Origin of the sequence: Bradyrhizobium sp. AZCC 1721 (assembly GCF_036924715.1) — a bacterium.
Taxonomy (GTDB): Bacteria; Pseudomonadota; Alphaproteobacteria; order Rhizobiales; family Xanthobacteraceae; genus Bradyrhizobium.
Genome location: NZ_JAZHSB010000001.1, coordinates 3332895 through 3357637, shown reverse-complemented (window position 1 = coordinate 3357637; position 24743 = coordinate 3332895). Strand labels below are relative to the sequence as shown.

22 protein-coding genes are annotated in these 24743 nt (G+C 63.0%); 10 read left to right on the top strand and 12 right to left on the bottom strand.

Features of this window, described 5'->3' with window-relative positions:
* Positions 1-105 precede the first annotated feature (105 nt).
* Complete coding sequence (locus V1273_RS15915; RefSeq protein WP_334368554.1) at positions 106-1578, top strand: protein adenylyltransferase SelO; 1473 nt, start codon at positions 106-108, stop codon at positions 1576-1578.
* A 16-nt stretch (positions 1579-1594) separates the two neighbouring features.
* Here V1273_RS15915 and V1273_RS15910 read toward each other — a convergent pair whose 3' ends face one another.
* Complete coding sequence (locus V1273_RS15910; RefSeq protein WP_334368553.1) at positions 1595-2215, bottom strand: hypothetical protein; 621 nt, start codon at positions 2213-2215, stop codon at positions 1595-1597.
* Between the two features lie 687 nt (positions 2216-2902).
* On the opposite strand from V1273_RS15910, the gene rnd reads away from it, so the two are divergent.
* Positions 2903-4051: a ribonuclease D gene (gene rnd, locus V1273_RS15905; protein ID WP_334368552.1), complete on the top strand. Its 1149-nt coding sequence runs from the start codon at positions 2903-2905 to the stop codon at positions 4049-4051.
* A 169-nt stretch (positions 4052-4220) separates the two neighbouring features.
* On the opposite strand, the gene V1273_RS15900 is transcribed toward rnd, so the two are convergent.
* Positions 4221-5252, bottom strand: a complete 1032-nt coding sequence (locus V1273_RS15900) for an AraC family transcriptional regulator (RefSeq protein WP_334410176.1) — start codon at positions 5250-5252, stop codon at positions 4221-4223.
* 236 nt (positions 5253-5488) lie between these two features.
* Here V1273_RS15900 and V1273_RS15895 point away from each other — a divergent pair, with 236 nt between their 5' ends.
* Positions 5489-6073 (top strand): carboxymuconolactone decarboxylase family protein, encoded by a 585-nt coding sequence (locus V1273_RS15895; protein WP_334410175.1) that lies wholly within the window; start codon positions 5489-5491, stop codon positions 6071-6073.
* 53 nt (positions 6074-6126) lie between these two features.
* Positions 6127-6522, top strand: a complete 396-nt coding sequence (locus V1273_RS15890; protein WP_334410174.1) for a rhodanese-like domain-containing protein — start codon at positions 6127-6129, stop codon at positions 6520-6522.
* A gap of 104 nt (positions 6523-6626) precedes the next feature.
* Here the strand turns inward: V1273_RS15890 and V1273_RS15885 are convergent, their stop codons facing one another.
* Complete coding sequence (locus V1273_RS15885; RefSeq protein WP_334410173.1) at positions 6627-7766, bottom strand: autotransporter outer membrane beta-barrel domain-containing protein; 1140 nt, start codon at positions 7764-7766, stop codon at positions 6627-6629.
* Between the two features lie 360 nt (positions 7767-8126).
* Here V1273_RS15885 and V1273_RS15880 point away from each other — a divergent pair, with 360 nt between their 5' ends.
* Positions 8127-8330 (top strand): cold-shock protein, encoded by a 204-nt coding sequence (locus tag V1273_RS15880; RefSeq protein WP_028346424.1) that lies wholly within the window; start codon positions 8127-8129, stop codon positions 8328-8330.
* A 64-nt stretch (positions 8331-8394) separates the two neighbouring features.
* Here V1273_RS15880 and V1273_RS15875 read toward each other — a convergent pair whose 3' ends face one another.
* From V1273_RS15875 to purM, 3 genes are all read right to left on the bottom strand, one after another.
* Complete coding sequence (locus tag V1273_RS15875) at positions 8395-9126, bottom strand: glutathione S-transferase family protein (protein WP_334410172.1); 732 nt, start codon at positions 9124-9126, stop codon at positions 8395-8397.
* A 66-nt stretch (positions 9127-9192) separates the two neighbouring features.
* On the bottom strand, positions 9193-9846 hold the full coding sequence (gene purN / locus V1273_RS15870; protein WP_334368546.1) for a phosphoribosylglycinamide formyltransferase: 654 nt from the start codon (positions 9844-9846) through the stop codon (positions 9193-9195).
* The gene (gene purM, locus V1273_RS15865) at positions 9843-10916 is read right to left on the bottom strand and encodes a phosphoribosylformylglycinamidine cyclo-ligase (RefSeq protein WP_334410171.1); all 1074 of its coding nucleotides are present in this window, start codon (positions 10914-10916) and stop codon (positions 9843-9845) included. Before purM ends, purN begins: the two co-directional genes overlap by 4 nt.
* A 149-nt stretch (positions 10917-11065) precedes the next feature.
* Here purM and V1273_RS15860 point away from each other — a divergent pair, with 149 nt between their 5' ends.
* The 4 genes from V1273_RS15860 (at position 11066) to ppx (ending at position 16277) form a co-directional block, all read left to right on the top strand.
* Positions 11066-11608, top strand: coding sequence for a CDP-alcohol phosphatidyltransferase family protein (locus tag V1273_RS15860; protein ID WP_028346428.1), 543 nt, complete (start codon positions 11066-11068; stop codon positions 11606-11608).
* Positions 11609-11727: 119 nt separating this feature from the next.
* A complete protein-coding gene (locus V1273_RS15855) occupies positions 11728-12405 on the top strand; it encodes a chromosomal replication initiator DnaA (protein WP_334368544.1) in 678 nt (225 codons plus the stop codon).
* 164 nt (positions 12406-12569) lie between these two features.
* A complete protein-coding gene (locus V1273_RS15850) occupies positions 12570-14762 on the top strand; it encodes an RNA degradosome polyphosphate kinase (RefSeq protein ID WP_334410170.1) in 2193 nt (730 codons plus the stop codon).
* 12 nt (positions 14763-14774) lie between these two features.
* Positions 14775-16277 (top strand): exopolyphosphatase, encoded by a 1503-nt coding sequence (ppx, locus tag V1273_RS15845; RefSeq protein WP_334410169.1) that lies wholly within the window; start codon positions 14775-14777, stop codon positions 16275-16277.
* An 89-nt stretch (positions 16278-16366) separates the two neighbouring features.
* Here the strand turns inward: ppx and V1273_RS15840 are convergent, their stop codons facing one another.
* The 5 genes from V1273_RS15840 to V1273_RS15820 all read right to left on the bottom strand — a co-directional run bounded on the left by V1273_RS15840 (position 16367) and on the right by V1273_RS15820 (position 21483).
* Positions 16367-17791 (bottom strand): TRAP transporter large permease, encoded by a 1425-nt coding sequence (locus tag V1273_RS15840; protein WP_334382430.1) that lies wholly within the window; start codon positions 17789-17791, stop codon positions 16367-16369.
* On the bottom strand, positions 17788-18351 hold the full coding sequence (locus tag V1273_RS15835) for a TRAP transporter small permease subunit (protein ID WP_334382431.1): 564 nt from the start codon (positions 18349-18351) through the stop codon (positions 17788-17790). The genes V1273_RS15840 and V1273_RS15835 overlap by 4 nt, the downstream gene beginning before the upstream one ends.
* Positions 18352-18454: 103 nt before the next feature.
* Entirely contained in the window at positions 18455-19561 is a 1107-nt protein-coding gene (locus V1273_RS15830; RefSeq protein WP_334382432.1) for a TRAP transporter substrate-binding protein, read from the bottom strand.
* A 228-nt stretch (positions 19562-19789) separates the two neighbouring features.
* Positions 19790-20008, bottom strand: a complete 219-nt coding sequence (locus V1273_RS15825; RefSeq protein ID WP_334410168.1) for an alpha/beta fold hydrolase — start codon at positions 20006-20008, stop codon at positions 19790-19792.
* A gap of 179 nt (positions 20009-20187) precedes the next feature.
* Entirely contained in the window at positions 20188-21483 is a 1296-nt protein-coding gene (locus V1273_RS15820) for an FAD-dependent oxidoreductase (RefSeq protein WP_334412218.1), read from the bottom strand.
* A 448-nt stretch (positions 21484-21931) separates the two neighbouring features.
* Between V1273_RS15820 and V1273_RS15815 the strand changes: the two genes are divergently transcribed.
* Positions 21932-24040, top strand: coding sequence for a methyl-accepting chemotaxis protein (locus V1273_RS15815; RefSeq protein ID WP_334410167.1), 2109 nt, complete (start codon positions 21932-21934; stop codon positions 24038-24040).
* 5 nt (positions 24041-24045) lie between these two features.
* Here the strand turns inward: V1273_RS15815 and V1273_RS15810 are convergent, their stop codons facing one another.
* Positions 24046-24657: a class I SAM-dependent methyltransferase gene (locus tag V1273_RS15810; protein WP_334410166.1), complete on the bottom strand. Its 612-nt coding sequence runs from the start codon at positions 24655-24657 to the stop codon at positions 24046-24048.
* Between the last annotated feature and the right edge of the window lie 86 nt (positions 24658-24743).

The following is a 24743-nucleotide window of genomic DNA, read 5'->3' as shown; positions in this document are numbered from 1 at the left end:
GGGGCGGCAACCAATGGCGGGGCGGTTTTCGGCTGAAAAACGGCCATTTCGCAGGCCGGCATCCGGGCCGTTTGCCTATTCCGGGGCTGCGCCTATCTTTAGGTCATGACCATTCATTTCCCGTTCCAGAACACCTATTCGGCGTTGCCGGCGAATTTTTTCGCCCGTGTGGCCCCTACCCCGGTCGCCGCCCCGAGGCTGATCAAGCTGAACCGGGCGTTGGCTATCCAGCTCGGCCTCGATCCAGATGTGCTGGAGAGCTCGGAAGGCGCGGAAATCCTCGCCGGAAAGCGCGTGCCTGAGGGCGCCGATCCGATCGCGATGGTCTATGCCGGCCACCAGTTCGGCCAGTTCGTGCCCCAGCTCGGCGATGGCCGCGCCATCCTGCTCGGCGAGGTCATCGACAAGGACGGCGTCCGCCGCGACATCCAGCTCAAGGGCAGCGGGCCTACGCCATTTTCGCGCCGGGGTGACGGCCGCGCCGCGCTTGGGCCGGTCTTGCGCGAATACATCGTCAGTGAGGCGATGTTTGCGCTCGGCATCCCCACCACCCGTTCGCTCGCCGCCGTCGTCACTGGCGAGGGCGTGATGCGCGAGACCATGCTGCCCGGCGCGGTGCTCACGCGTGTCGCCGCAAGCCATGTCCGTGTCGGCACCTTCCAGTTTTTCGCTGCGCGCGGCGACACTGAGGGCGTGCGGGCGCTCGCCGACCACGTCATCGCGCGGCACTATCCCGATGTCGCGAAGGCCGAGCGTCCCTATCATGCGTTGCTCGAAGCCGTCGTCGCCCGCCAGGCCGATCTCGTCGCGCGCTGGCTTCTGGTCGGCTTCATCCATGGCGTGATGAACACCGATAACACTTCGATCTCCGGCGAGACCATCGACTACGGCCCCTGCGCCTTCATGGACGAATACAACCCCGCGCAGGTGTTCTCGTCGATCGACGAGATGGGTCGCTACGCCTATGCCAACCAGCCGCGCATCGCGCTGTGGAATCTGACGCGGCTCGCCGAATGCCTGCTGCGGCTGTTCTCCGACGACCAGGACAAGGCGATCGAACAGGCGCAGTTCATCCTCGGCGAATTCGCAGAGAAATTCACTGCCACCTATCAGGCCGGACTGCGCAAAAAGATCGGCCTGTTCACCGAACGCGACGGCGACGAAGCTTTGATCCAGGATCTGCTCGACGCCATGGCGAAGAACACGGCCGATTTCACCCTCACCTTCCGACGCCTCACCGATGCCGCCGGCGATCCCGCCGAGAACAAGGTTCGCGATCAGTTCACCGATCCCGCCGCTTACGACGAGTGGGCCGCACGCTGGCGCCAGCGCCTCGCCGACGAACCGCAATCCGCCGCCGAACGGCAGGCCGCGATGCGCGCGGTGAATCCGGCTTTCATCGCACGCAACCACCGCGTCGAAGCCGTGATCGCAGCGGCCGTGAACAACGACTACGCGCCGTTCGAGGAATTGCTGACGGTGCTGTCGAAGCCGTATGAGGATCAGCCGGAGTTCGCGGCCTACACAGAGCCGCCGCTCCCCGACCAGCGCGTGCTGCGGACGTTTTGCGGGACGTGACGTCGCGATAGGTGATCTACCTCCCTTTGAAGTCACCCACATGCAGCACGTTCGATAAGACAGTGCTCGAGGTAGATGACGTCCCGTCGATGTTGCTCGTCATCCCGATCAACCAAGGGAGCCTCTTCTCGACTCCCGTCGTTATCGGCTCGCCGGTCATGCCGAACGAATTGAGCGGCCAAATTCCTACAGGCACGATTTCGAGTGTGGCACGCACCAGCCTTGCGCCACCGCCGAAGCTCTTGCTGATGTCGAGCGGATCGACTTTTTCTACCGTCATCGGATCGTTGAGATCGCGAAAGCGAACCAGCATCGGAAGGCTTGTCAACGGCAGTTCGCGCTTGCCGGGCAATTGCCGAAGCTTTTTGAGTCCCTCGTCCACCGTGGGGCCGGGAAATGCGCCACCGTCGAAATTGAACGCGCGCAGAATGATCGACTCCGGCATCGACCGACTGTCGGAGCCGGCGTTCAGCAGCGCAAACAGCGTCCCGCGCGATCCGAGATCGAGGACGACGGCCTCCCCTCGGTAACTGCCTGCAAGATCACTCTGACCAGCGAATCTGGATTGCTTGCTGTAGGTGACTTCGACGACGCTCGATCCAATCTTGGGTTCGCCATCAACCTCGGCCTCAAGCACCAAACGGTATCGCAGCGTCAGGCTGGGGTACGATATGTCGTACAGCACCAGAGCGCCGAGAATCAGGGCAAAGGCAATTCCAAGCCATTTCATGTTAGGTTCTCTTGGTCCACCAGCGTGCGGTCGGCAATCTGCGCGCCGAGAGGTTGAGAAGATGTAACGTTGGTGGGAGTTGGAAGCGTGTACCCCTCGCGCCGCACCCGCCCGTTAACCGCGATCCTTAAGCGCCCATCCACCATCCGCGCACGCGCGGCCACTCCCGGTTCCAAAAATTAAGAAACGGTCAACGCGCTCCCCACAATTCTATCGGTTTATCAGGGGAGAATTGCCGTGGACGCCTTTGCTTTCGAATTCATGGGAATGGTGCTGATTGCGCTCTGCCTCATCGTGCTCGCGATCCCGTCCGGCCGGCGCTGGCCGCGGCACGTGCGCTACGAGTGATCGACTTCAGCACCGTCATACCGCGAAGGCGGGTATCCAGGACGCCGCGGCCTCTCGATTAATCACCAGCGTCTCTGGGATACTGGGTCGCCCGGTCAAGCCAGGCGATGACGTTCTGGGTCCGGCCCTCAAGCCGACGCAAAAAAGCCGTGCTCAGGCTCAAATGCAAGGCTCAAATCCTCCGCGACACCCTTGACATATCAGCGTTTTCGGCAGAACGCCTGTCCGACGCGTCATGGATTGTTCATGGATCTGATTACCACCACTTCCGACCTCGCCGCCGCCTGCTCCCGGCTCGCCCAACACAAGGTCATCACAGTCGATACCGAGTTCCTGCGGGAAACGACGTACTACCCCCTGCTCTGCGTCGTGCAGATGGCAAGCGCGGACGAAGCCGTCGTGATCGACACGCTGGCGCCCGGCATCGACCTCAAGCCGTTCTTCGACCTGATGGGCAACGAGGCGGTGCTGAAGGTGTTTCACGCCGCCCGCCAGGACATCGAGATCGTCTGGCACCAGTCCGGCACCATTCCGCACCCGATCTTCGATACGCAGGTCGCGGCGATGGTGCTGGGCTATGGCGACAGCATCGCCTATGACCAGCTCGTCGAGCGCGTCACCGGTCACCGGCCGGACAAGACCCATCGCTTCACCGACTGGTCGCGCCGGCCGCTGACGCCGGAGCAGATGCATTACGCGATCTCCGACGTCACTCATTTGCGCGACGTCTTTGCCGCCCTCGATGCCGACCTGAAGAAGCGCGGCCGCAGCGACTGGGTCAGCGAGGAGATGGAAGTCCTGACCTCGCCAAGGACCTACGATTTCCACCCCGAGCGCGCCTGGGAGCGGCTGAAGACACGGGTGCGGAAGCCGAAAGAGCTTGCCGTGCTGATGGAAGTCGCGGCCTGGCGCGAGCAGGAAGCGCAAAGCCGCGACGTGCCGCGCTCACGCGTGCTGAAGGACGATGCAGTCGGCGACATCGCCACCCACGCCCCGACCTCGCTCGAGCGCCTTGCCGGCCTGCGCTCGTTGCCGAAGGGCTTTGACCGCTCCAAATGGGGCAGCGACATCATCGCCGCCGTGCAGCGCGGCCTCGCCCGCGATCACGCCACCTTGCCGAAGATCGAAAAACCGCGCGGCGGTTCGAATGGCGCCGCGACCGTCGAGCTCCTGAAAGTGCTGCTGCGGATGACGTCGGAGCGCCACGCCGTCGCCAGCAAGGTGATCGCGACCGTCGACGATCTCGACCAGATCGCCGCCGACGACCACGCCGACGTCGCTGCCCTCCACGGCTGGCGCCGCGAATTGTTCGGCGAAGCGGCGCTGGCACTGAAGCACGGCAGACTGGCGCTTGCGATCGAAAAAGGCAGGGTCGTCCGGGTCGATCGGACGTGAGTAACAACTTCCGAGAACGTTTCCCGGATGCTGCTCAAGTAGGCCGCCGGGTGGGCGGCTTCCCGATCCGAAGCGTCGACCGGCGTCACGATCGGCATCGAGATTCCGAGACCGCACTTCTGCGGCTGCGCACCGCGCCATCCTTCGATCGAATCGCGGCACAGCCGCCTCATGCACCGACCTGCGACAGCCCCTTGCTCTGCCGCCATGTGCCGGGAGGCGCGCCGACGAGGCGGCTGAAGGCGCGATTGAAGGCGGCTTCGGATTCGTAGCCGACACGGGAAGCGATCTCGGCAAGGCTGAGGCTGCTATCGCGAAGCAGTCGCCTGGCGAGGTGCATCCGCCATCCGGCCAGATACGTCATCGGCGCCTCGCCGACCAGCTCGACGAAGCGCTTGCCCAGCGCGGCGCGCGAGATCGCCGCGCGGTCTGCCAGTTCCTCGACGGTCCAGGGCCGCGCCGGCTCGGCGTGAAGCAGCGTCAGCGCCCGGCCGACATGGGGATCGTTGAGGCCCGCCAGCCAGCCGCGACGCCCCTCGGCGACATGGATCAGCTGCCAGCGCACCACCTCCATGAAGAGCAGCTCGGACAAGCGCGCGAGCATGGCGCGGTTTCCGGGACCTGGCCGCATCGCTTCGGCGATGAGCTGACCGGTCGCAGCCTGCCACCAGCCGGCCTCCTGATCGAGCGTGACCGGCTCCGCATAGCGCGCGGTATCAGAAAATGCGTCGAGGATGACCTTGCCATTGCGCAGGCGGACGCAAATGAATGCCGGCATCGCATCGAGCAGCGGCCCGAACCGTTGGTCGGAATGCAGGTAGCCGCAAACAAAGCGCGTCTCCTCCCCGCCCCCGCCATGCTTCACCCAGGTGATCTGCTCGGCCGACGCCTTGGGGAAGATGCTGGCAATCGTGACGGGAGCAAGCCCCGGGTCGCTGGTCATGACGTGCTGATCGCCGCGCGGAAACACCAGAACGTCGCCGGCCTCAATCCTGATCGGTTCGAGCTTGCCGCATGTGATCCAGCAGCCGGCGTTCATTGCCAGATGAAACAGCGTGATCGCTTCCGCGCCCGGCATCAACCGCGAAGCCAGCAAGTCCGGTGGGGAGGTCACGACCGACCATGGCCGCGTAAACTCGGCATTGAAATGAATGGCGCCCGACACACGGATGACGCGCAGAACCTCGGACAAAACGTCCATTTGGCCTCCAGGGCTGGATCACTAAACGGTGCGTGGCGTCTCGGCAAAGAATCTGAGCGCCCCGATCATTGTGTCAACGCTGGCCCGGCCTTAGTTCACCGTCCGGTTCGGTTGAAGCGAGCTTTCCCGGCCCGCCCGATGCGGTCGATCGGGCCATAGCCGGTCCGTCGTGGCAGAACCGGCCGGATTTTATGCGACACTGGCCGCGGAAATTGTTTCACGAACGGAGATTTTGGATGTTTCTCAAGACGGTTGACGAAACTGAGGCGACAGGCCGCATCGCCGAGCTCTACACGGCGCAGAAAGCCCAGAGCGGCTTCGTAATGTCCGCGACGCGCTGCTGGACCGCGCGGCCGGATCTTCTGCCGATCTACCAGGAGTTCGCCGACAAGATCCGCACCGGCTTCTCGCTAAGTCCGCGCGACTGGCGGCTGATCACATTCGTCGCAGCAAAGCAGGTGCCGTCCACCTACTGCTCGCACGTGTACGGCAAGCAGCTTCTCGCTGACCTCGGCTCGAAGGAAGCGGTTATGGCCGTGCGACGCAACTTCGCCTCGGCGCGACTAAGCGAACGGGACGTCGAAATGCTGCGCTATGCCGAGACGATCGCAAGCGACGCGTCCCGCGTGACGGCGAAAGACATCGAGCGGCTGCGGGCGGTGGGCTTCACCGACGTCCAGATCTGCGACATCGCGCTCTGCGCCGCGTTCCGCTGTTTCGTCGCGCGGTTTTTCGATGCGGTCGGCGCCGGCCCGGAGCCGGCCTTCATCGACGCAGACGCCGATTTTCGCAAGGCGATGACGGTCGGTCGAGCAATCTGATGAAGAGATTTTTTCAACCCAGGACTTTCAACCGAGCATAAGAGGAGATGACTATGACCACCAGCGTCAAACAGATGATGGAAGCCGCCAACGCAGCGGTGCCGCGCATCACGCCCGCGCAGGCCAAGGAAATGATTGCGAAAGGAAACACCCTCGTCGTCGATGTGCGTGACGCGCCGGAAGTGGAGAAGAGCGGCAAGGTCGCAGGAGCCATCCATGTCTCCCGCGGCATGCTGGAGTTCCGCGCCGATCCCGAGACGCCCTACCACGACAAGAGTTTTGCCAAGGACAAGACGGTCATCCTCTATTGCGCGTCCGGCGGACGATCCGCGCTTGGCGGCAAGGTGCTCAAGGATATGGGGTACCCCAATGTCTACAATCTCGGCGCCTTCAAGGACTGGGCCGAGAGCGGCGAGGCGATCGATAAGCCGATAGAGCCTGACATGTGACAATCGTAATCGTCATCACTTGAACGAGCGCGAAATATCCGAGCCGCCGCCCGAGTGGCGGGCCCGGCCGTGCATGGCGCGGTGGGCCGAACTAGTACAGCTCGCTACCATTTCAATTCCAGCCCGAGCGTGCCTTGGTGCGACTGCATCGCGGCGCGGAATTTTCCGTCGTAATTGACGTAGAGGCGCGCGGTGTTGGTCAGGCTCAGCGAGGCCGAGGCGCCGGCGTCGGCGCCATACCGGCTCTCGCCGATGCCCTGCAGCGTGAGGCTTTGGGCGCCAAGGGTGACCGTGATGTCGGAGAAATTCTGCACGACATTGTCGACGAACTTGCCGTAACCTGAAAGGTCGAAAATCTTGCCATCGAAGATCCAGTAGTGGCCGATCTCCGCGCCGATCAGCAGCCGCGCGCGCTCCACGGTGGCGCCCGTTGCCGCCACGGGATCGAGGCCGCCGATCTCCTGCAGCGATCCGGTCCGCGCGCGGACATATTCGAACGCGGCCTTGGGCACGACGCGTCCCTGGTCCTTGGACCAGTAATAGCTGATCTCGCTCAACACGCCGTCGAGCCGCGCATTGTATCCGGCGGTCGCAATCCCGAGCCCCGTGTCTCGGCGCGAATTGATGTTGCCAAAGCCGTGCACGACTGCGCTGGCCCAGGTCCACGGCCCGCTGTCGACGGAGGCCGTGAAACCGAGCTGAGTCAGGTCGATGGTGGCCGATTGCAGCGCCAGCGGAATATCGATCGCCGAGCGGCTCTGGTCGACCGAGAAGCCGATATTGACGCCCGACATCACGCGCGCGCCAATGCCGGCCACGCCGCCCCAGGTCTTTCTGCTGTCGCCGACGAAATCGCCGACCGCGCCGTTCTTGGTCCAGTTCCCGTAGCCTTCGAACCAGGTCCGGTAGCGCGGCGCTTCCGTGCTCTCGGAGGCGCCGCCCCCGCCCGGATTGGTCCGCTGCAGACGGTTGAAACCATTGCTCGACTGGCTGCCCAGCCGTTCCAGGAAATTGCTGCCGAGATTGGTCAGTGTCGCGCTTGATGAGACCGTCGAATTGATCATGGTCAGAGTCGGGCTAGGCGTCGGCGAAGGCGTGGGTGTCGGGGTTGGCGTGGACGTCGGCGATTGCGCGTGGGCGGCGGACATGGCGGTGATGAGCGCGAACGCAATCGCGGCCAGACATGCAAGCGCGCGCCCGGTTCCGATTCTCCATGCTCGCGAAGGCCGCCGTGAGCCGCGCATGTAGTCCATTCCAGAGGGCGAAGGCGCCAGCCCGAAAAAATGCGCAAATGCCGATAAACCGTAACGATTTGCCCCTAGTTCGCGCAAACGGTCAATCGGCGCACTGCCGAATAGGCGCGATTGTGGTTCGGCTGCCACAGCCCGCGACACCAGGACGATTTACCGGAGCCCGCCAGAACCTTGCGAACGCCCAAATTTCGTGTTGCAATCCCAAGCGCAATCGGATTCAGGCCGTTCGACTGTGCGTTTCGCGAGCAGGAAATCTAGCAGCTACCGGGAAGCCCGTTTGTGGCGTGGCACGTGGAAAACGTGGCCGCGTCTTTTTTGTATCTAGACCAAACTTGGAGACAGGCGATGGCGATGCACAAGGGCAGCGTCAAGTGGTTCAACCCCACCAAGGGGTATGGGTTCATCAAGCCGGCGGTCGGCGAGAAGGACGTGTTCGTCCACATCTCGGCCGTCGAGCGTGCGGGGCTCACCACTCTCAACGAGAACCAGCACGTCGAGTACGACCTTGTCGAAAACCGCGGCAAGACGTCCGCGGAAAACCTCAAGGTCACGTAGACTTCATCGACGCAAATTGCCCCCGGCCTCGCCGGGGGATTTTGTTTGCGCCCAGCCCTGGAATTCAGGCCGCCGCCCCGCAGCCGGCGATCTCGCTGAGTTCCGGATAAAATCGCGCGGTCATCCGGCCGACATAGCGCCGCAGGTTGGCATGGCTTGCGGCCGCCCGCTGCAAATCCGACTCGAACAGCGGACAAATCGCACAGACCGCGAAGGCGAACATCGTGGCGTCGATGCCGGCGGGCTCTCTACCCATGAAAAACGGCTTGTCGCCGAGATAGGCCGCCATCGCGTCGATCGAGCGGATCCCGATCGCGGTGATCTCGTCTTTGGAGTGACGGCCGATTCCCTGGCCGTGCAGCGTCTTGCGCAGGCGGCGGCGGACCATCGAAACCACGACCGGCCGGACCGGCGCCGGCACGCCCCTGAAGAAATTGACCGGACCTTTGCGGAAATTGTCCTCGATCATCCAGCGGAAGTAGACGCTGGCCCAGTAGAGATTATCCTCCGCCATCTTCTCGAAGGCCCAGGAGATGGCGAGCTGCTCAGCGCTGAGGCCCTGGTCGAAATCGATGCCGTATTTCTTTTCGAGATGCCAGCGGATCAGCGTGGAATCGCCGAGCAATTGGCCGTCGTCCTCGATGTAGGAAATTTTGCCTTTGGGCGCCTTCGAAAAGCTCATCGGCGCTTTTCTGAACGGCAGTTTCGACATCCGTAGCAAGGTCTCGGCCTTGGTCACGAACGGGCTTGCGTCGGGAAGGCCGAAATTGGGCCCGGAGCCATAGAGCGTGATCATGGAAACCTCGATAGATTTAGCGGAGCGCGGTCGCCGCGCTCGTTCGCGCACACCTTGCGGATAATATCAGATCGTCCGCGGCGAAATCAGGGTGCCGTCGCGGTCGGCTCCGTCGGCGACCTTGCAGATCTCGCCTTCGAGGCGGAGCTTTCCGCTGGCAAGCAAGCGCAGTGCCTCGGGGTAGATGCGATGCTCGATGCCGAGAATGCGCTGCGACAACGTCTCTGCCGTATCGTCGTCGGCCACCGTCACCGCGCCTTGCATCACGATCGGGCCGGCGTCGGTTTCGGGAATCACGAAGTGCACGGTCGCGCCCGAGATCTTGACCCCGGCCTGCAGCGCCTGACCGTGCGGATCGAGACCCGGAAAGGATGGTAGCAGCGAGGGATGGATGTTGAGCATTTTTCCGTACCAGCGCTGCACGAATTCGGCGGTGAACAGCCGCATGAATCCGCCGAGGCAGATCAGTTCGACCTGCTTTTCATCCAGCGCCCGCTGCAGGACGGCCTCAAAGCCCGCGCGGTCCTTGCCGAACGGCTTGCTCTCGACAACCAGTGTCGGGATGCCGCTCGCAGCTGCCTTCGCGAGCCCAGGCGCATCGGCCCGGTTGGAAATGACGGCGACGATCTCGGCCGGAAAATCCGCAGCCTTCGCCGCATCGATCAGCGCGGCCATGTTCGACCCACGCCCCGAGATCAGGATGGCGACCCGGCGCTTCATTGCGCGAGATCGAGATGGCCGTTGTAGGCCACGCGATGTTCGCTCGCAGCCGGGATCACTTCGCCGAGCAAGGCGACGGTCTCGCCGCTTTCAGTCAGGATCTCCGTCACCTTCTCGACCGCATCCGGCTTGACGATGGCGACCATGCCGATGCCGCAGTTGAAGGTGCGCAGCATTTCGAGTTCGGCGATGCCGCCCTGCTCCGCCAGCCATTTGAACACGGGCAGCACCGGCAGCCGCGCCAGATCGATGCCGACGCCGAGGTGCTTTGGCAGCACGCGTGGGATGTTGTCGGTGAAGCCGCCGCCGGTGATATGGGCAAGCCCCTTGATCGCGCCGGTTTCGCGGATCGCGCGCAGGCAGGATTTCACATAGAGCCGCGTCGGCGTCAGCAGCGCGCCGCCCAGCGTCATGACCGGCGAGAACGGCGCCGGCGCATCGAAAGCCACGCGGGATTGTGCGACGATTTTGCGGACTAGCGAAAAGCCGTTGGAATGAACACCGGATGAGGCCAATCCGATCACGGCGTCGCCCACGGCAATGTCCGCGGTCGGCAACAGCGTGCCGCGCTCGGCAGCCCCCACCGCAAAGCCTGCGAGGTCGTAATCGCCGTCCTTGTAGAGCCCCGGCATCTCGGCGGTCTCGCCGCCGATCAGGGCGCAGCCGGACTCCCGGCAGCCCTCGGCGACGCCTGCCACGATGGCCGCCGCGGCGTCGGGGTCCAACTTGCCACAGGCGAAATAGTCGAGGAAGAACAACGGTTCCGCGCCCTGCACGACGAGGTCGTTGACCGACATTGCCACCAGGTCGATGCCGATACCGCCATGCAGGCCGGTCTCGATCGCGATCTTGACCTTGGTGCCGACGCCGTCGGTCGCCGCCACCAGCACCGGATCCTTGAAACCCGCCGCCTTGAGGTCGAACAAGCCGCCAAAACCGCCGATTTCGGCATCGGCGCCAGCCCGGGCGGTGGCGCGCACCATCGGCTTGATGAGATCGACCAGGCGGTTGCCCGCATCGATATCGACGCCCGAATCCGCGTAAGTCAGCCCGTTTTTGCGGTCGTTCATGCCCAAATTCCAGTATGATGACGGCTGGTTACGAGGAATTCCGCGATCCTGCAATGGCTCGCAAGCGCTTGGCGCATATACTATGTAGATAAGAGCCGGCTGTACCCGCCAGGGGCCGGATTTAGGCCGGGAGCCGGGAAGCGACCGAGTTGAGCATTCCAAATATCATTACGCTGGGGCGCATCATTCTGGTGCCGGTCATCGTCTGGGCGATCGTTTCCAGCCAGATGGAAATCGCGTTTGCGATTTTCGTCATTGCAGGGGTCAGCGACGCCGTCGATGGCTTTCTCGCCAAGCGCTTCAACATGTCGAGTGAACTGGGCGCCCTGCTCGACCCGCTTGCCGACAAGGCACTTCTGGTTTCCATCTTCGTGGCGCTCGGCATCTGGGGTGCGGTGCCGCGCTGGCTCGTCATCCTCGTGGTGTCGCGCGACATCATGATCGTGACGGCCGTGATCGTGTCATGGCTGTTCGACAAGCCGATCCCGATGAAGCCCCTGATGGTGTCGAAGCTCAACACGGTGGCGCAGGTGGCGTTCGCGGCGCTGGTGCTGGCGTCGCTCGGTTTCAACTTCAAGCCGGCGCCCTATGACGTGATCCTGATGGGTTTTGTTACGGTCTTTACTTTGGTTTCCGTCTCGCTCTATCTCGTCGAATGGGTGCGGCACATGAGCACGATCGAAGCGCGCTAGGTTGTTCTTTTGTTTTTGCGCGTTTTTTCTCGCAAGCCGTGCCCGCCCGGATCAAGTCCGGGACAGGCTTTCGCTCGAAAGCGCTATGAAGGCCTGAAGATCCCGGCCTGGAGATTTGCGTGGTAGTTCGCGTTCAACCTCGTCAGCTTGCCTTTGCGCTGCCGCATGCGGAGAGCCTGACGCGCGACAATTTCCTCGAGGGTCCGGCCAATGAAGCCGCACTCTCGCTGATCGAAAGCTGGCCGGACTGGCCGAACCGCATCATGCTGCTGGCGGGGCCGGAGGGATCCGGCAAGAGCCATCTCGCCGCGATCTGGGCCGAACAGGCGGGCGCGCGCTCGATCTCAGCCCACGCGCTCAACGCCGCTGCCGTCCCCGGCGCACTCGCCACCGGGGCACTGGTGGTCGAGGATCTGAGGCCTGCCGACTTCGACGAACGCGCCTTGTTTCATCTGCTGAACCTGGCACGCGAGGACGGGGCGTTCGTCCTGATCACGGGACGCGTTCCACCGGCGGCGTTCGAGATCGAGCTGCGCGATCTCCGGTCGCGGCTGCGCGCCGCCCCCCTCGTGTCGCTATTGCCGCCGGATGACCTGTTGTTTCGTGGCCTGATCGTCAAATTCTGCGCGGACCGCCAATTGAGCATCGACGAGACGGTGGTGAGCTACCTCGCCACCCGAATCGAACGGTCCTATGCCGCTGCTCGCCAGGCGATCGAGCTCCTGGATACCGAGGCGCTGCGGCTCGGCCGGCCGGTCACCCGGGCGCTGGCCGCCGAACTCTTGCGCAACGCCTGATCGGGTAGCTCCTGCTGCGTCCTGCCACCTTGACGCCGGCCGTACGCGGAACATCAATGTCATTGAAACGTCATCGGCGTATCACATGCTGTGGGCCGCTTTCCCTTAAAGTCGGCCCTGCCACTAAAGTCGGCCCTGCCTTGCTCGCGATGGATCAAAGCCTTATGGAATTGGTACAAGCCGTTGAAATAAAAGAAAAAGAGCCGATTGCCGAAGCTCCGTCCGCGATCGTCACGAGCCCGGAGCGATTCATCAATCGGGAGCTATCTTGGCTGCATTTCAACCGCCGGGTGCTCGAGGAATCGGTCAATCCCGGCCATCCGTTGCTGGAACGGGTGCGATTCCTGTCGATTTCGGCCAATAACCTTGATGAATTCTTCATGGTTCGCGTCGCCGGCATCAAGGCGCAGGTCCGTGAAGGCATCGCCGAGCGCAGCCCCGATGGCTTGACGCCGTCCGAGCAGCTCACTCTCATCAACAAGACGGTTTCGGAACTGGCTTCCGATCAGCAGGCGATCTGGCGCGATCTGCGCACCACCCTGTCGGACGCCGGCATCATGCTGGTCGACGGCCACGACTTCACCAAGGCGGAGCGCGGCTGGCTCGAGGATCACTTCCTCCGCAGCATCTTCCCGCTGCTGACGCCGCTGGCGATCGATCCCGCTCACCCGTTCCCGTTCATCCCGAGCCTCGGCTTCACCATCGCGCTGCAATTGTTGCGGACTTCCGACGGCAAGGCGATGAACGCGCTGATCCGCATGCCCGGCAAGATCGACCGCTTCATCCGCATGCCCAAGGACGGCGCAGTGCACCTGATCCCGCTGGAGCAGGCCACCGGCCTGTTCATCGGCCGCCTGTTCCCCGGTTACACCGTCAAGGGCCAGGGCGCGTTTCGCATCATCCGCGACTCCGAACTCGAAATTGAGGAAGAGGCCGAGGATCTGGTCCGCGTGTTCGAGACTGCGCTGAAGCGGCGGCGGCGCGGTTCGGTGATCCGGCTGGAGATAGAAGCCAAGATGCCGGAAGCGCTGCGCACCTTCGTGCAGCAGGCGCTTTCCGCCGCCGACGACGAGGTGTTTCTGGTCGACGGCGTGCTGGCGATGAACGAGCTGTCGCAGCTCACCCGGCTCGACCGTCCCGATCTCGAATTCGTGCCTTATGTGCCGCGCCATCCCGAGCGAGTGCGCGACCACGCCGGGGACATCTTCGCGGCGATCCGGCAAAAGGACCTCATCGTCCATCATCCTTACGAATCCTTCGACGTCGTCGTGCAATTCCTGCAGCAAGCCCTCCGCGACCCCGACGTCGTTGCCATCAAGCAGACGCTCTACCGCACCTCGAGCAATTCTCCGATTGTGCGGGCGCTCGCCGAGGCCGCGGAAGCCGGCAAGTCGGTGACCGCGCTGATCGAGCTGAAAGCGCGGTTCGATGAGGAGGCCAATATCCGCTGGGCGCGCGACCTCGAACGCGCCGGCGTGCAGGTCGTGTACGGCTTTCTCGAACTGAAGACGCACGCCAAGCTGTCGATGGTGGTGCGGCGCGAGGGCGGTAACCTGACGACCTACGTCCATACCGGCACCGGCAATTATCATCCGGTCACCGCGCGCATCTATACCGACCTTTCCTATTTCACGTCGGACCCGATCATCGGCCGCGACGCGGCGCGGGTATTCAACTACATCACCGGCTATGCGGAGCCGAGCGACATCGAGCGGATGGCGGTGTCGCCTTTGACGCTACGCAAGCGCATCATCGAACACATCAAGGGCGAGACCAATCACGCAAGGCACGGCAAGCCGGGCGCGATCTGGATGAAGATGAATTCGCTGGTCGACCCCGACATCATCGACGCGCTCTACGAGGCCTCACAGGCCGGCGTGTCGATCGAACTGGTGGTGCGCGGCATCTGCTGTCTGCGGCCCGGCCTGCCCGGGCTATCGGACAATATCCGCGTCAAATCGGTGATCGGCCGTTTCCTGGAGCACGGCCGAATCTACTGCTTTGGTATGGGGCAAGGGCTGCCCGGGCCGAAGGCGGCTGTGTATATCTCGTCCGCCGACATGATGCCGCGGAACCTCGACCGCCGCGTCGAAGTCCTCTGTCCATTGCAAAATCCCACGGTACATCAGCAAGTTCTCGAACAAATCATGGTCGCGAATCTGAAGGATACCGAGCAGAGCTGGCAATTGTTGCCGGATGGGTCTTCAACGCGTATGAAGGCCGCGAAAGGCGAAGAGCCGTTCAACCTGCATAACTATTTCATGACGAATCCGAGCCTGTCTGGACGTGGAAAGTCTCTCAAGGAATCTTCGCCGCGCCGCCTCACGCGCCGTACCGAACGTCAGCAATCGTCATAAAGGAGAGCCGCTGTGAAGCGGCCGCGCAAGCGCGCTTCCAGCGTCGCCGTCATCGACATCGGTTCGAACTCGGTTCGTCTCGTCGTCTATGAGACGATGGCGCGCAGCCTCGTCACCATCTTCAACGAAAAGGCGCTGTGCGGGCTCGGCCGCGAAGTGCAGAGCACCGGCCTGTTGGCTGAGGATGCGGTTACCAAGGCGCTGACGGCGCTACGGCGATTTCGCGCGCTGTGCCGCATCCAGCAGGTGGAGCGCGTCTTCGCCATCGCCACGGCCGCCTGCCGCGACGCCAAGAACGGTTCCGACTTCATCGCCAAAGCCGAGCGCATCTGCGGCGCACCGATTCAGATCCTGTCCGGTCCGCGCGAGGCAAAACTGTCCGCGCTCGGCGTCATCTCCGGCATCCACAATCCCGACGGCATCGTCGGCGATCTCGGCGGCGGTTCGCTCGAACTGATCGATGTGGAGAAAAACCGGGTCCACAGCGGCGTCACGCTGCCGCTGGGAAGCCTGGCGCTACAGGATCTCTCGGAGAAATCCTTGAAACGCGCCGAGCGCATCGTTCGCGACGATCTGTCCGGCGTCGCCCAGCTCAAGGCCGGCCATGGCCGCGCATTCTATGCGGTCGGCGGCACCTGGCGCGCGCTCGCACGTATTCACATCGTCCAAAGCGGCTATCCGTTACGCGTGATGCACGGCTATTCGTTACCTGCCGCCGACGCGCTCGATTTCGCCCGGCGCCTGCGCCGGCTGGCGGCCGCCAACATGCTCGCGGACATCGAAGTCGTCGCGGATGCACGGCGTCCGCTGCTCACCTATGCGGCGCTGGTGCTCGAATACATCATCCGCGTCGGCCAGCCGAAGACGATCGTGTTCTCGACCTTCGGGGTCCGCGAGGGCCTGCTCTACGAGATGCTGCCGCCGCAGGAGCGCGCCAAGGACGGCTTCATCTGCGCAGCCCAAACCTTGAACGGGCTGTTGTCGCGCTCCGCACGCCACGCCGAGGAACTGGTCGCATGGACCGATCGGCTGGTGCGGGTCGTGAAGCTGCGCGAGACCGAGGAGGACCGCCGCCTGCGCCACGCCGCCTGCCTGCTTTCCGATATCGGATGGCGCGTGCACCCCGACCACCGCGGCGAGGAAACGCTGAGCCTGATCACCAACGGCAATTTCGGCTCGATCAGCCATCAAGGCCGCGCCTTTGTCGCGCTGTCGGTGTTCTACCGCTATGCGGGCTTGAGCGAAGAGAACGAGCCGCCGGAGCGCGTCCGCGGGCTGGTGCCGCCGGCGATGGATGAGCGTGCGCGCCTCCTCGGCGCGGCGTTCCGCGTCGCACACCTGATAACGGCCGCGCGCACCGGCGTGTTGCCCGCGACGCATTTCCGCACCAACGGCCGCAAGCTGATGCTGGTGTTTGAGCATCGCATGGTCGATCTCGTCGCCGACCGCGTTGGCAGCCGCTTCAAGCAACTGGCGCGGCTCGTCGGGCGCGCCGGCTCGATCGTGCGGAAGTAAGACGGAAAGGCGGCGTTCACAACGCGCCTTCCGTTTGTCGTCCTTTCCGCCACAGCCTGCTTTTTGGAGCCGGCACGCACAACACCCGGCTACTTCTTTTTTGGTGTCAGCCAGTCTTCATCTTCCAGGGACGGGGCCCGCTTCTGCTGCTCCAGGATTTTCTTGTACTCCTCGGGAATCACCTGACTGCGTGACGCCTCGTGCAGCGTGTGCGGGAACCAGGTCGCAATGCCGGGGAAGGCAACCATCAGCCCAACGCAGATCACCTGCAGGATCATGAACTGGAACATGCCGGCGTAAATCGTCGCGAGACTCCAGCCCTTGACCACCTGCTTGAGATAGTACGCCGACATGGCGACCGGCGGCGACAGAAAGGCGGTCTGCAGCACCACCGCAACCAACGCTCCGAACCATATCAGGTCGATGCCCATGCCCTTCACAACGGGATAGAAGATCGGCAGGAACACCAGGATGATGGCTGGCCATTCGAACGGCCAACCCAGCAGGAAAATGAGAAAGAGCACGACAATCAGCATGAGGCTTGGCGGCAACTGGAGGCCGAGCATCGTCTCGGTGATCCAGTTCGCCGAGCCGAGACGAGCGAACACCGCACCGAAAATATTCGACGTGACCGCGAGCAGCAGCACCATGCTCGACGTCGCCATCGTCGAGATCAGCGCGCGCTGCAGTCCGCTGAGTGAGAACCTGCCATATGCGATGGACAGGATCAGCGCACCGACGCTGCCGATGCCGGCGGCCTCCGTCGGTGTCGCAAGCCCCCCGATGATCGAGCCAAGCGTCGCCGTGATGAGCCCGAGCAGGGGCAGCGTGCCGATGATCACCTCGCGCGCAATGTACGCCGCCGAGTAGATCCGCTCGTCCATCGGCACCGGCGGCCCGAGCTTGGGATTCATGAAGGCGCGCACCATCAGATAGCTGATGTAGAGGCCGGCCAGCAGGAAGCCCGGCCCGAAGGCTGCGGCATAGAGATCGGCGACCGACACCCCGAGCACCGGGCCCATCACGATCAGCATCACCGACGGTGGAATGAGAATGCCGAGCGTGCCGCCCGCTGTGATAGTGCCCGCTGAAAGCTTGGCGTCGTAACCCGCCTTCGTCATGATCGGCGAGGCCATGATGCCAAGAACGGTGACGGCTGCTCCGACGATACCAGTCGCCATCGCGAACACGGTCGAGGTCAGGATGACGACGAGGAAGAGCGCGCCGCGCACCGGCGCAAGCAGCATGCGGAACGCCGTAAAAAGGCGCTCCATGAGGCCCGCCTGCTCGGTGATGAAGCCCATGAAGATGAACAGCGGCACGGCGGCCAGCAGTTCCTCCTTCATCATGCCGATGGTCTGGAAGTAGCCTAGTTCGAAGACCGTTGAGCCCATGCCCCAGTAGCCGAACGAAAAGGCGAGAAACAGCAGTGTGAACGAGATCGGCACGCCGATGAAGATCGCTCCAAGCAGGACCAGAAGCATGATGAGGCCGATGAGCGCTTCTGCGGTCATATCTCGACCTTCTCCTTGTGCTCGAGCTCGACACCGGTGCGCATCATGTAGATGCTCTTGATCAACTCGGACACGCCCTGGATGAGCAGCAGGAAGCAGGCGAGCGGCACGACGAACTTGAACGGCCACAGCACGGGTCGCCATGGTGTCTGGTCCGAGGTCTCGTTGATCTGAAAGGCGTAGTGAAATTCGTTCCAGCTAATCAGCAACAGCATGATCAGGCTCGGGAAGAAGAAGACGATATAGGAGATCGTATCAATCCAGCCCTTCCTGCGGACGGAGAACTTCTCCCAGAAGAAGTCGGTGCGTATATGAGCGCCCTTGTGCAGCGCGTAAGCAGCGCCCAGCATGAACAGCGAGCCGTAGAGCATGTAGGTTGCGTCGTAGGCCCAAATGGTCGGCGCGTTGAACAAATAGCGCGCTGTAACCTCGTAGGCGACGGCCAGAACAAGCGGCACCGACAGCCACGAGATGATCGTGCCGGTCCGGTCAGTGAAGCCGTCGATGACCCGGATTGCTGCCAGCAGCGCCGGCGATTGTCTGTCAGTTACCTCAGCCATTCCTCCCCCTACCGTCGACGTCGGCGCGGCGCGCCTTGCGGCGCGACGCAGGCCGGCTGCGCGTGAATGGGGCGGCCGAAACCGGCCGCCCTCGGACGAAGTCCTATTTCTCGACGGGGAAGTAGTAGTTCGCCATGAAGGAGTATGGCGGGAAATAGGACCGCTTGTACGGCACCACGGCGCTGGCATAGGCCTTCTGCGAGTCGTGCACCTTCTTGAAGAACGGGTTCTTGGCGCTCTCGGCCGCCGCGATCTCGTCCCATTTCTTGATGAAGGTCAGCAGGATCTCGGTTGGCGTGCGCAGGATCTGTACGCCGTGCTTCTGCTGCATTTCAATCAGCGCATCGGCGTTCTGGCGCTGCCACTTGGTCCACCAGACGAGGAATGTCTCGTTGGCCGCCGACTTGATGATCTCCTGATGCTGCGCGCTGAGCTCCTTCCACACATCGCCGTTGATCACGATTTCGCCGACAGTCACGTTCTCATGCAAGCCGGGCGAATAGTGATACTTCCAGACGTTGTGGAAGCCGAGCTGCATGTCCTCGATGCCGCCGACCCATTCAGCGCAATCGATCACGCCGCGCTGCGCGGAGGGAATGATTTCGCCGCCCGGCATGTTGACCACCGTGAAGCCTAGTGCCTGCCACACTTCGCCGGCCATGCCGGTCTGGCGGCATTTCATGCCCTTCATATCCTCGACCGTCTGGATCGGCTTCTTGAACCAGCCGAACGCCTGCGGCCCTGCGGGCAGGATGGGGAACACGACCAGATTGAGCTTGAGCTCCTTCTGATAGAAGTCGTTGTACAGCTCGAGGCCGCCGCCGTGATAGAGCCAGCCCATCACGTCCATGTAGTCCATGCCGAACGTGCCGCCGGGACCGCCGGTGAACAGGATCGCGGTCTTGTTCTTGCCGGTCCAGTAGCCGGCCCACGCATGCGCTCCGTCGAGCACCTTCTTGTGGGTCGCATCCAGCACCTCGAACGCCGGCACGACCTGGCCGGCGGGCATCGCTTCGATCTTCAGTGCGCCGGCCGATAGTTTGTTCACCCGCTCGGCGAAGTAGGTGAAGTTGTCATAGAGCGTAAGCGACGCCGGCCATGTGGCCTGCATCTTCAGCACCTTCGTCTGCGCCACGACTGTAGTGGTGGATCCGACAAACGCCGATGCGAACAAGGCAACGGCGATTAATCCCAGAAACAAGCGTTTCATGAGTCCTCTCCTCCCTTGGACAACGTGACCTTGGCGATCGCTTTTCTTCGTTTCTTCTCAGTCGCCAAGCTTGAAACCACGTCTGCCACCATCCTGCCACCATCGCGCCAAGTTGTCATCTTGCTTTCTGACCGCAGCAAGGGCCGGCAGACTGCTGCACCGTAGCTGTACTCTTGCGCGGAATCGTGCCGATGGATTTACCGGTGCTTGTTGCACCGCACGATCGCGCTACAGCCCCCGCACGAACGCCTCGAGCGCTGCGTTAGTCTCCTCTGGCGCCTCCTGCTGCACCCAATGTCCGATACCGGGGATGATGGTGGAGCTGCGGAAATCGGAGCAAGCAACTCCGGGGTCGGCGTAAAGATCGACGCCCGGGACGAAGGCGCGCACGGGATCGCGCTCGCCGGCGATGAAGGCCGATGGCTGCGCAATACTGCGTCCGCTCAATTCGGCCAGCTCGGCAAAGTCGAGTGTCTGTGCGCGATCTGGTGCCGCCAGGAGTACCCGAGCTCCGGGAATCCATGGACGCAGACAATCAGCGGGCCCGAGCCGCTGACGGCCACGTTGAGCTTGATCGCTCCGTTCGTCACGGTGACAAAGTCTATCACGGTCCCCCACATTAACCGTCATACTAGCGACATCACGCGCGCCGCGAGCGCTGGCTCACGCAGCGCGGCCTGCGGCTTGAGGAGCTGCGAGACTTCTACGGTCAACCGGTGCACCTCGGGATCCTGCGCGGCGAGCTTAGTCAAAGCCATACCATATTGCAGGCGCTGCGCGAGATCGGCGGGCCGCACGCCTCGCGTGGCGGGATAGACAAAATCGTTGACGGCAACGCCCCATGGCGTCGCGATGGTGTCCTGGATGGCAGCGAAGAAGTCACGCGCCAGGCGCTCCATGGCGGCATCTTCCGTCAACAACCGGTCCAGGATCACGGCTTCCTGCGCTGCCACGCTCATACCCTGGCCGAACACTGGATTGAAGCGGCAGAGGGCATCGCCCGTCGCAAGCAGCCCCGCCGGAAACGACTCAAGGCGCTCGAAATGTCGCCGCGTGCTGCAAGGCAACTGGTGGCGGACGATATCAGTTAGCGGGCGCGCGTCCCTGACCGCGTCATAGATCGTCGGGGTACGCAGGCTCCTGACGAAATCCATAAATCCCGCGCGGTCGCCCGGAGGCGTATCGCCATGATTGCCTCCGATGGAAAGCAGCCAGCGCTGCTTTTCGATCGGAAACAGGAACGCACCGCGGCTGCTGGCGGGTGCAGACGGCAGCATGATATTGCCCAGCCAGTCGGCATTGTGATCGAGCCGCTCGACAATGGTGCTCGCATAGGCCTGATCAATGCCGATCTCGGTTTCTTCGGGCTTCTGCAAAGAAAGCTCTTCGAGCAGTTGCAACGTCAGGCCGCCGCGGCCAGAGGCTTCTACAACCAGATCGGCTTCCACCGCGACTGCCTGACCATCATCGCTTTCATAAAGGACCGCCTCGACCCGCATCGTATCGCGCGATGCGACAAGCTTGATCACGCGGGAGCGCATGCAAATGCCGATATTCGGGGTTTGGAGAACGCGTTCTCTCGTGACGGCTTCGAGCAGTGGGCGCGACATGCTGAAAATATCGAAGCCGAGATCGCGAATGGGGAATGGGTCGAACCCGGGGCGCTCGAACCGGATGTCCTTCCCCGTACGGACCTTAACGGCGCCCGCTTCCGCCAGATCGTTCTCAAATCCCGGAAACAGCGTTTCCAGAGCCTTCAGCCCGCCCGCGAGCAGCATGTGGGCATGCTGGCATTGCGGCGTCCCTCTTCGCGGCGCCGCCTCCGCCGGAAGTACGTCCCGCTCGATGACCGTGACTTTCCTGAAATGCCTTGAGATCGCCTGAGCGGCCGTAAGGCCGGCCATGCCCGCGCCAATGACCACGGCATGACTTCTTGCAAAATCTGGCACGTGCTCCTCCTGTAGAAGGGAGTATGTCAAATATGATCGGAAAAAATTCAAAAGGTCACGTACGCCCGACGCAGTTGCTCGGACCGACCAAGCTTATCTGATCTTTTTTGGGGCAATAGTGAAAGGCGTCACAGGTTTGGGGTGGGAGCCCAGTCGCCTTCCGCGCGTCGAATCTGATCTCGTCGGACGCGCCGGATCGATCGTCGTAGCTTCGTCCTCGCAGCATGCCGCCGACCCTGGCCGCGCCTGCAACTTGAGGGACGCGGCTCGTCCGAACGAATATCAGAAAATGTCGAAAAGACTTTCAAGACTGTACTTTGGCACTACAACCCAGCGCTCGACGATTAGCGGCTTGGTAACGGCGGGCTGGTAGTAACGAAAGAGGCCGTCATCAAGGGGCCGCCAGTCGGAAGGTATCCCCATGCATTCGAAGCGCGAGGCGCTTTCGGGCACGCTCACCGTCAAGACCACCCTCGCTGTGATCGTCGGGGTGCTCGCGGTACTGGTCCTGATCTCCTGCGCCATTACCGGCGCAGATGCCTGGCGCAGCTACACGGCCGCCGTCCGCGTTGCCGAGGTGAATGCAAACGCCGATCACCTGCTCAAGGGATTGGAGAACATTCAGCTTGAACGCGGTCAGACCAATACGGCCCTGCAGGCGCCTGCTCCGGCGAATGCCCAGACCGGCGAAGTGATCCAGAAGCGCCGTTCGCAGGGCGATGCCGTGTTGGCCCCGGCGCTCCGGCAAATTGCCGCCACCGCGACGCCGGAAGGCAAGAAGCTGATTGCCGATGTCGAGCAGGCCTATGAACGCGTCAAGCAGCTCCGCCGCAGCGCCGATTCCGCCCTTCAGTCTCCGAAGGAGCAGCGCGATGCCGAACTGCTCAAATCCTGGTACCCGGCCGTCTCCGACCTCCTGACCCGGATTCAATCGCTCTGGACCATTGCCTCGCGCGAAATCAGCAGGGAAGACGCCATTGTCGGCGAGCTCACGATGGTCAAGCAGAGCGCTTTCCTGATGCGCGAGTATGCCGGCCGCGAACGCGCCGTTCACGCCGGCAACATCTCGGCCGGCCGCGCGCTATCGACCGAGCAGCAGCGTGACATCGCCAATTGGCGCGGGCAGGTGCAGTCGAATTGGCAGACGATACGCGATCTAACCGCCGGTGCGGCTTCGCCGCTAGTCTCTGCCGTTGCCGCCGCCGAGCAAAACTTCCTCGGCAATTTCAAGGCTCAAACCGATACGATCTACAAGGCAGGCATCGCGGGCGCCGGCTATCCGATGACGGTCCAGCAATGGTACGACGCGTCGAACCCTGCGCTGGAATCCATCGTCCGGATCAAGGATGCCGCGGTCGAAGTCACCAATGTCCACGCAGCCGCCAAAGCTGCGGCGGCAAGAACCCAACTCATTCTCGTCGCCCTCGTCACGCTGCTCGGTATCGTTGTCGGCATGGGGTCGATCTGGGTGCTGTCCCGGCGCGTGATCCGTCCCTTGACCGCCATGACGGCCGCCATGCAGCGCCTTGCCAGCGGCGATCTGTCGATCGACATTCCTGCCCTGGCGCGGGCTGATGAGGTTGGCGAGATGGCGCGATCGGTCGCGGTCTTCCGCGACAATGCCGTCAGGGCGAACGCACTGGCTGCCGAGCAGCGAGCGGAACAACAGAAGAAAGAGCAACGTCAACAGGTGATGGAGACGCTGACTTCAGGCTTCGACCAGAGCGCCAGCCGCGTGCTCGATGCCGTCGCGACATCGATCGTCGAAATGCGCGCCACCGCCGAAAGGATGGCAGCGGTCGCAACCGAAAATACCAACAAGGCCTCGGCCGTGGCATCGGGTGCGCAGGAAACGTCGAGCAACGTCCAGACGGTGGCCACCGCCACGGAAGAGCTGTCCGCGTCCGTCACCGAGATCAGCCGGCAGGTCAGCCAGTCGGCGGCGATCGCGGCAAAGGCCGTGCAGGAAGCGCAGGGAACCAACGCCGAAATTCAGGGCCTCGCGGCGATGGCGCAGCGGATCGGCGACATCGTCAAGCTGATCAACAACATCGCCTCGCAGACCAATCTGCTGGCGCTCAATGCCACCATCGAAGCGGCGCGTGCCGGCGACAGCGGCAGGGGCTTTGCCGTCGTCGCGGCCGAGGTCAAGAGCCTCGCCGAGCAGACGTCAAAAGCCACCGAGGAGATCGCCTCCCAGATATCGGCGATCCAGGGAGCCACGCAGAAATCCGTCGTCTCGATCGAGGCGATCGGCAAGACCATCGGCGAGATCAGCGAGATCGCAACAACCATCGCCTCTGCGATCGAGCAACAGGGCGCGGCGACCCAGGAGATCGCTCGCAATGTGCAACAGGCTGCGGCCGGCACCCAGGAAGTGTCCGCCAATGTCGGCGGCGTCACCGAGGGCGCGGCAGCCACTGGCGCAGCGGCAAGCCAGGTCGAGACCGCCGCCGGCAATCTGTCGCGGCAGTCGCAGCAATTGCGCGAGCAGGTCGACGCGTTTCTTGGTCAGGTGCGCGCGGCATAGCCTGGCTAGTTCGGCCGGGCGCTGCCTTCATACATGAACGTCATCGCCTTCGGTCCTGGCATATAGCCGGTCTCCACCCGATCAATCCTGAAGCCTGCCGCTTCGATCATCGTGCTGATCGGTCGATTGAGGTGACAGCCGCCGCTGATACATTTCCAGGCCGGCGTCAGCCAGTCCTGCCATCGCCTCACATTCTTGTCCGGCGCCATGCCGTGTTCCACGAACAAGAGCTTGCCGCCAGGGCGAAGCACGCGTCGCATTTCGGTGAGCGCCATGGCGGCATCCGGAATGCTGCACAAGGTCCAGGTCGTCACCACCGTATCGACGCTGCGGTCATCGAGCGGAATGGCTTCCGCCGAAGCCTCGATGAAGTTGACCGGCGTACCCGGATACAGAGCATCGCGGGCCATTGCGATGAGCTTCGGGGCCGGCTCCAGCGCCAAGAGCTCGCTCACCGGCGGCCGATAGAACGGCAAGTTGCGGCCCGAACCGATCCCGATCTCGAGCACGCGACCTTCGGCCGCGCCGATCACCCGCTCGCGATACGGCCGAAGCTGCTTGTTGCGCATCGCAAGGTCGCAAACCCGCGGCAGGATGACGTCGTTGTAGAAGCCCATAACTCGTCTCCATCAGTTCTGCTCGCGAGTCCCATCAGGCCGGCGCGTAACCCCGATGATGGATTTCACGGAGCTTGTCAGGATCG

Excerpts from the sequence above, each read along its gene's own strand:
- V1273_RS15915 (WP_334368554.1), top strand. The coding sequence starts at position 106 with ATGACCATTCATTTCCCGTTCCAGAACACCTATTCGGCGTTGCCGGCG.
- rnd (WP_334368552.1), top strand. The coding sequence starts at position 2,903 with ATGGATCTGATTACCACCACTTCCGACCTCGCCGCCGCCTGCTCCCGG.
- V1273_RS15900 (WP_334410176.1), bottom strand. The coding sequence starts at position 5,252 with ATGGACGTTTTGTCCGAGGTTCTGCGCGTCATCCGTGTGTCGGGCGCC.
- V1273_RS15895 (WP_334410175.1), top strand. The coding sequence starts at position 5,489 with ATGTTTCTCAAGACGGTTGACGAAACTGAGGCGACAGGCCGCATCGCC.
- V1273_RS15890 (WP_334410174.1), top strand. The coding sequence starts at position 6,127 with ATGACCACCAGCGTCAAACAGATGATGGAAGCCGCCAACGCAGCGGTG.
- V1273_RS15885 (WP_334410173.1), bottom strand. The coding sequence starts at position 7,766 with ATGCGCGGCTCACGGCGGCCTTCGCGAGCATGGAGAATCGGAACCGGG.
- V1273_RS15880 (WP_028346424.1), top strand. The coding sequence starts at position 8,127 with ATGCACAAGGGCAGCGTCAAGTGGTTCAACCCCACCAAGGGGTATGGG.
- V1273_RS15875 (WP_334410172.1), bottom strand. The coding sequence starts at position 9,126 with ATGATCACGCTCTATGGCTCCGGGCCCAATTTCGGCCTTCCCGACGCA.
- purN (WP_334368546.1), bottom strand. The coding sequence starts at position 9,846 with ATGAAGCGCCGGGTCGCCATCCTGATCTCGGGGCGTGGGTCGAACATG.
- purM (WP_334410171.1), bottom strand. The coding sequence starts at position 10,916 with ATGAACGACCGCAAAAACGGGCTGACTTACGCGGATTCGGGCGTCGAT.
- V1273_RS15850 (WP_334410170.1), top strand. The coding sequence starts at position 12,570 with ATGGAATTGGTACAAGCCGTTGAAATAAAAGAAAAAGAGCCGATTGCC.
- V1273_RS15840 (WP_334382430.1), bottom strand. The coding sequence starts at position 17,791 with ATGACCGCAGAAGCGCTCATCGGCCTCATCATGCTTCTGGTCCTGCTT.
- V1273_RS15835 (WP_334382431.1), bottom strand. The coding sequence starts at position 18,351 with ATGGCTGAGGTAACTGACAGACAATCGCCGGCGCTGCTGGCAGCAATC.
- V1273_RS15830 (WP_334382432.1), bottom strand. The coding sequence starts at position 19,561 with ATGAAACGCTTGTTTCTGGGATTAATCGCCGTTGCCTTGTTCGCATCG.
- V1273_RS15815 (WP_334410167.1), top strand. The coding sequence starts at position 21,932 with ATGCATTCGAAGCGCGAGGCGCTTTCGGGCACGCTCACCGTCAAGACC.
- V1273_RS15810 (WP_334410166.1), bottom strand. The coding sequence starts at position 24,657 with ATGGGCTTCTACAACGACGTCATCCTGCCGCGGGTTTGCGACCTTGCG.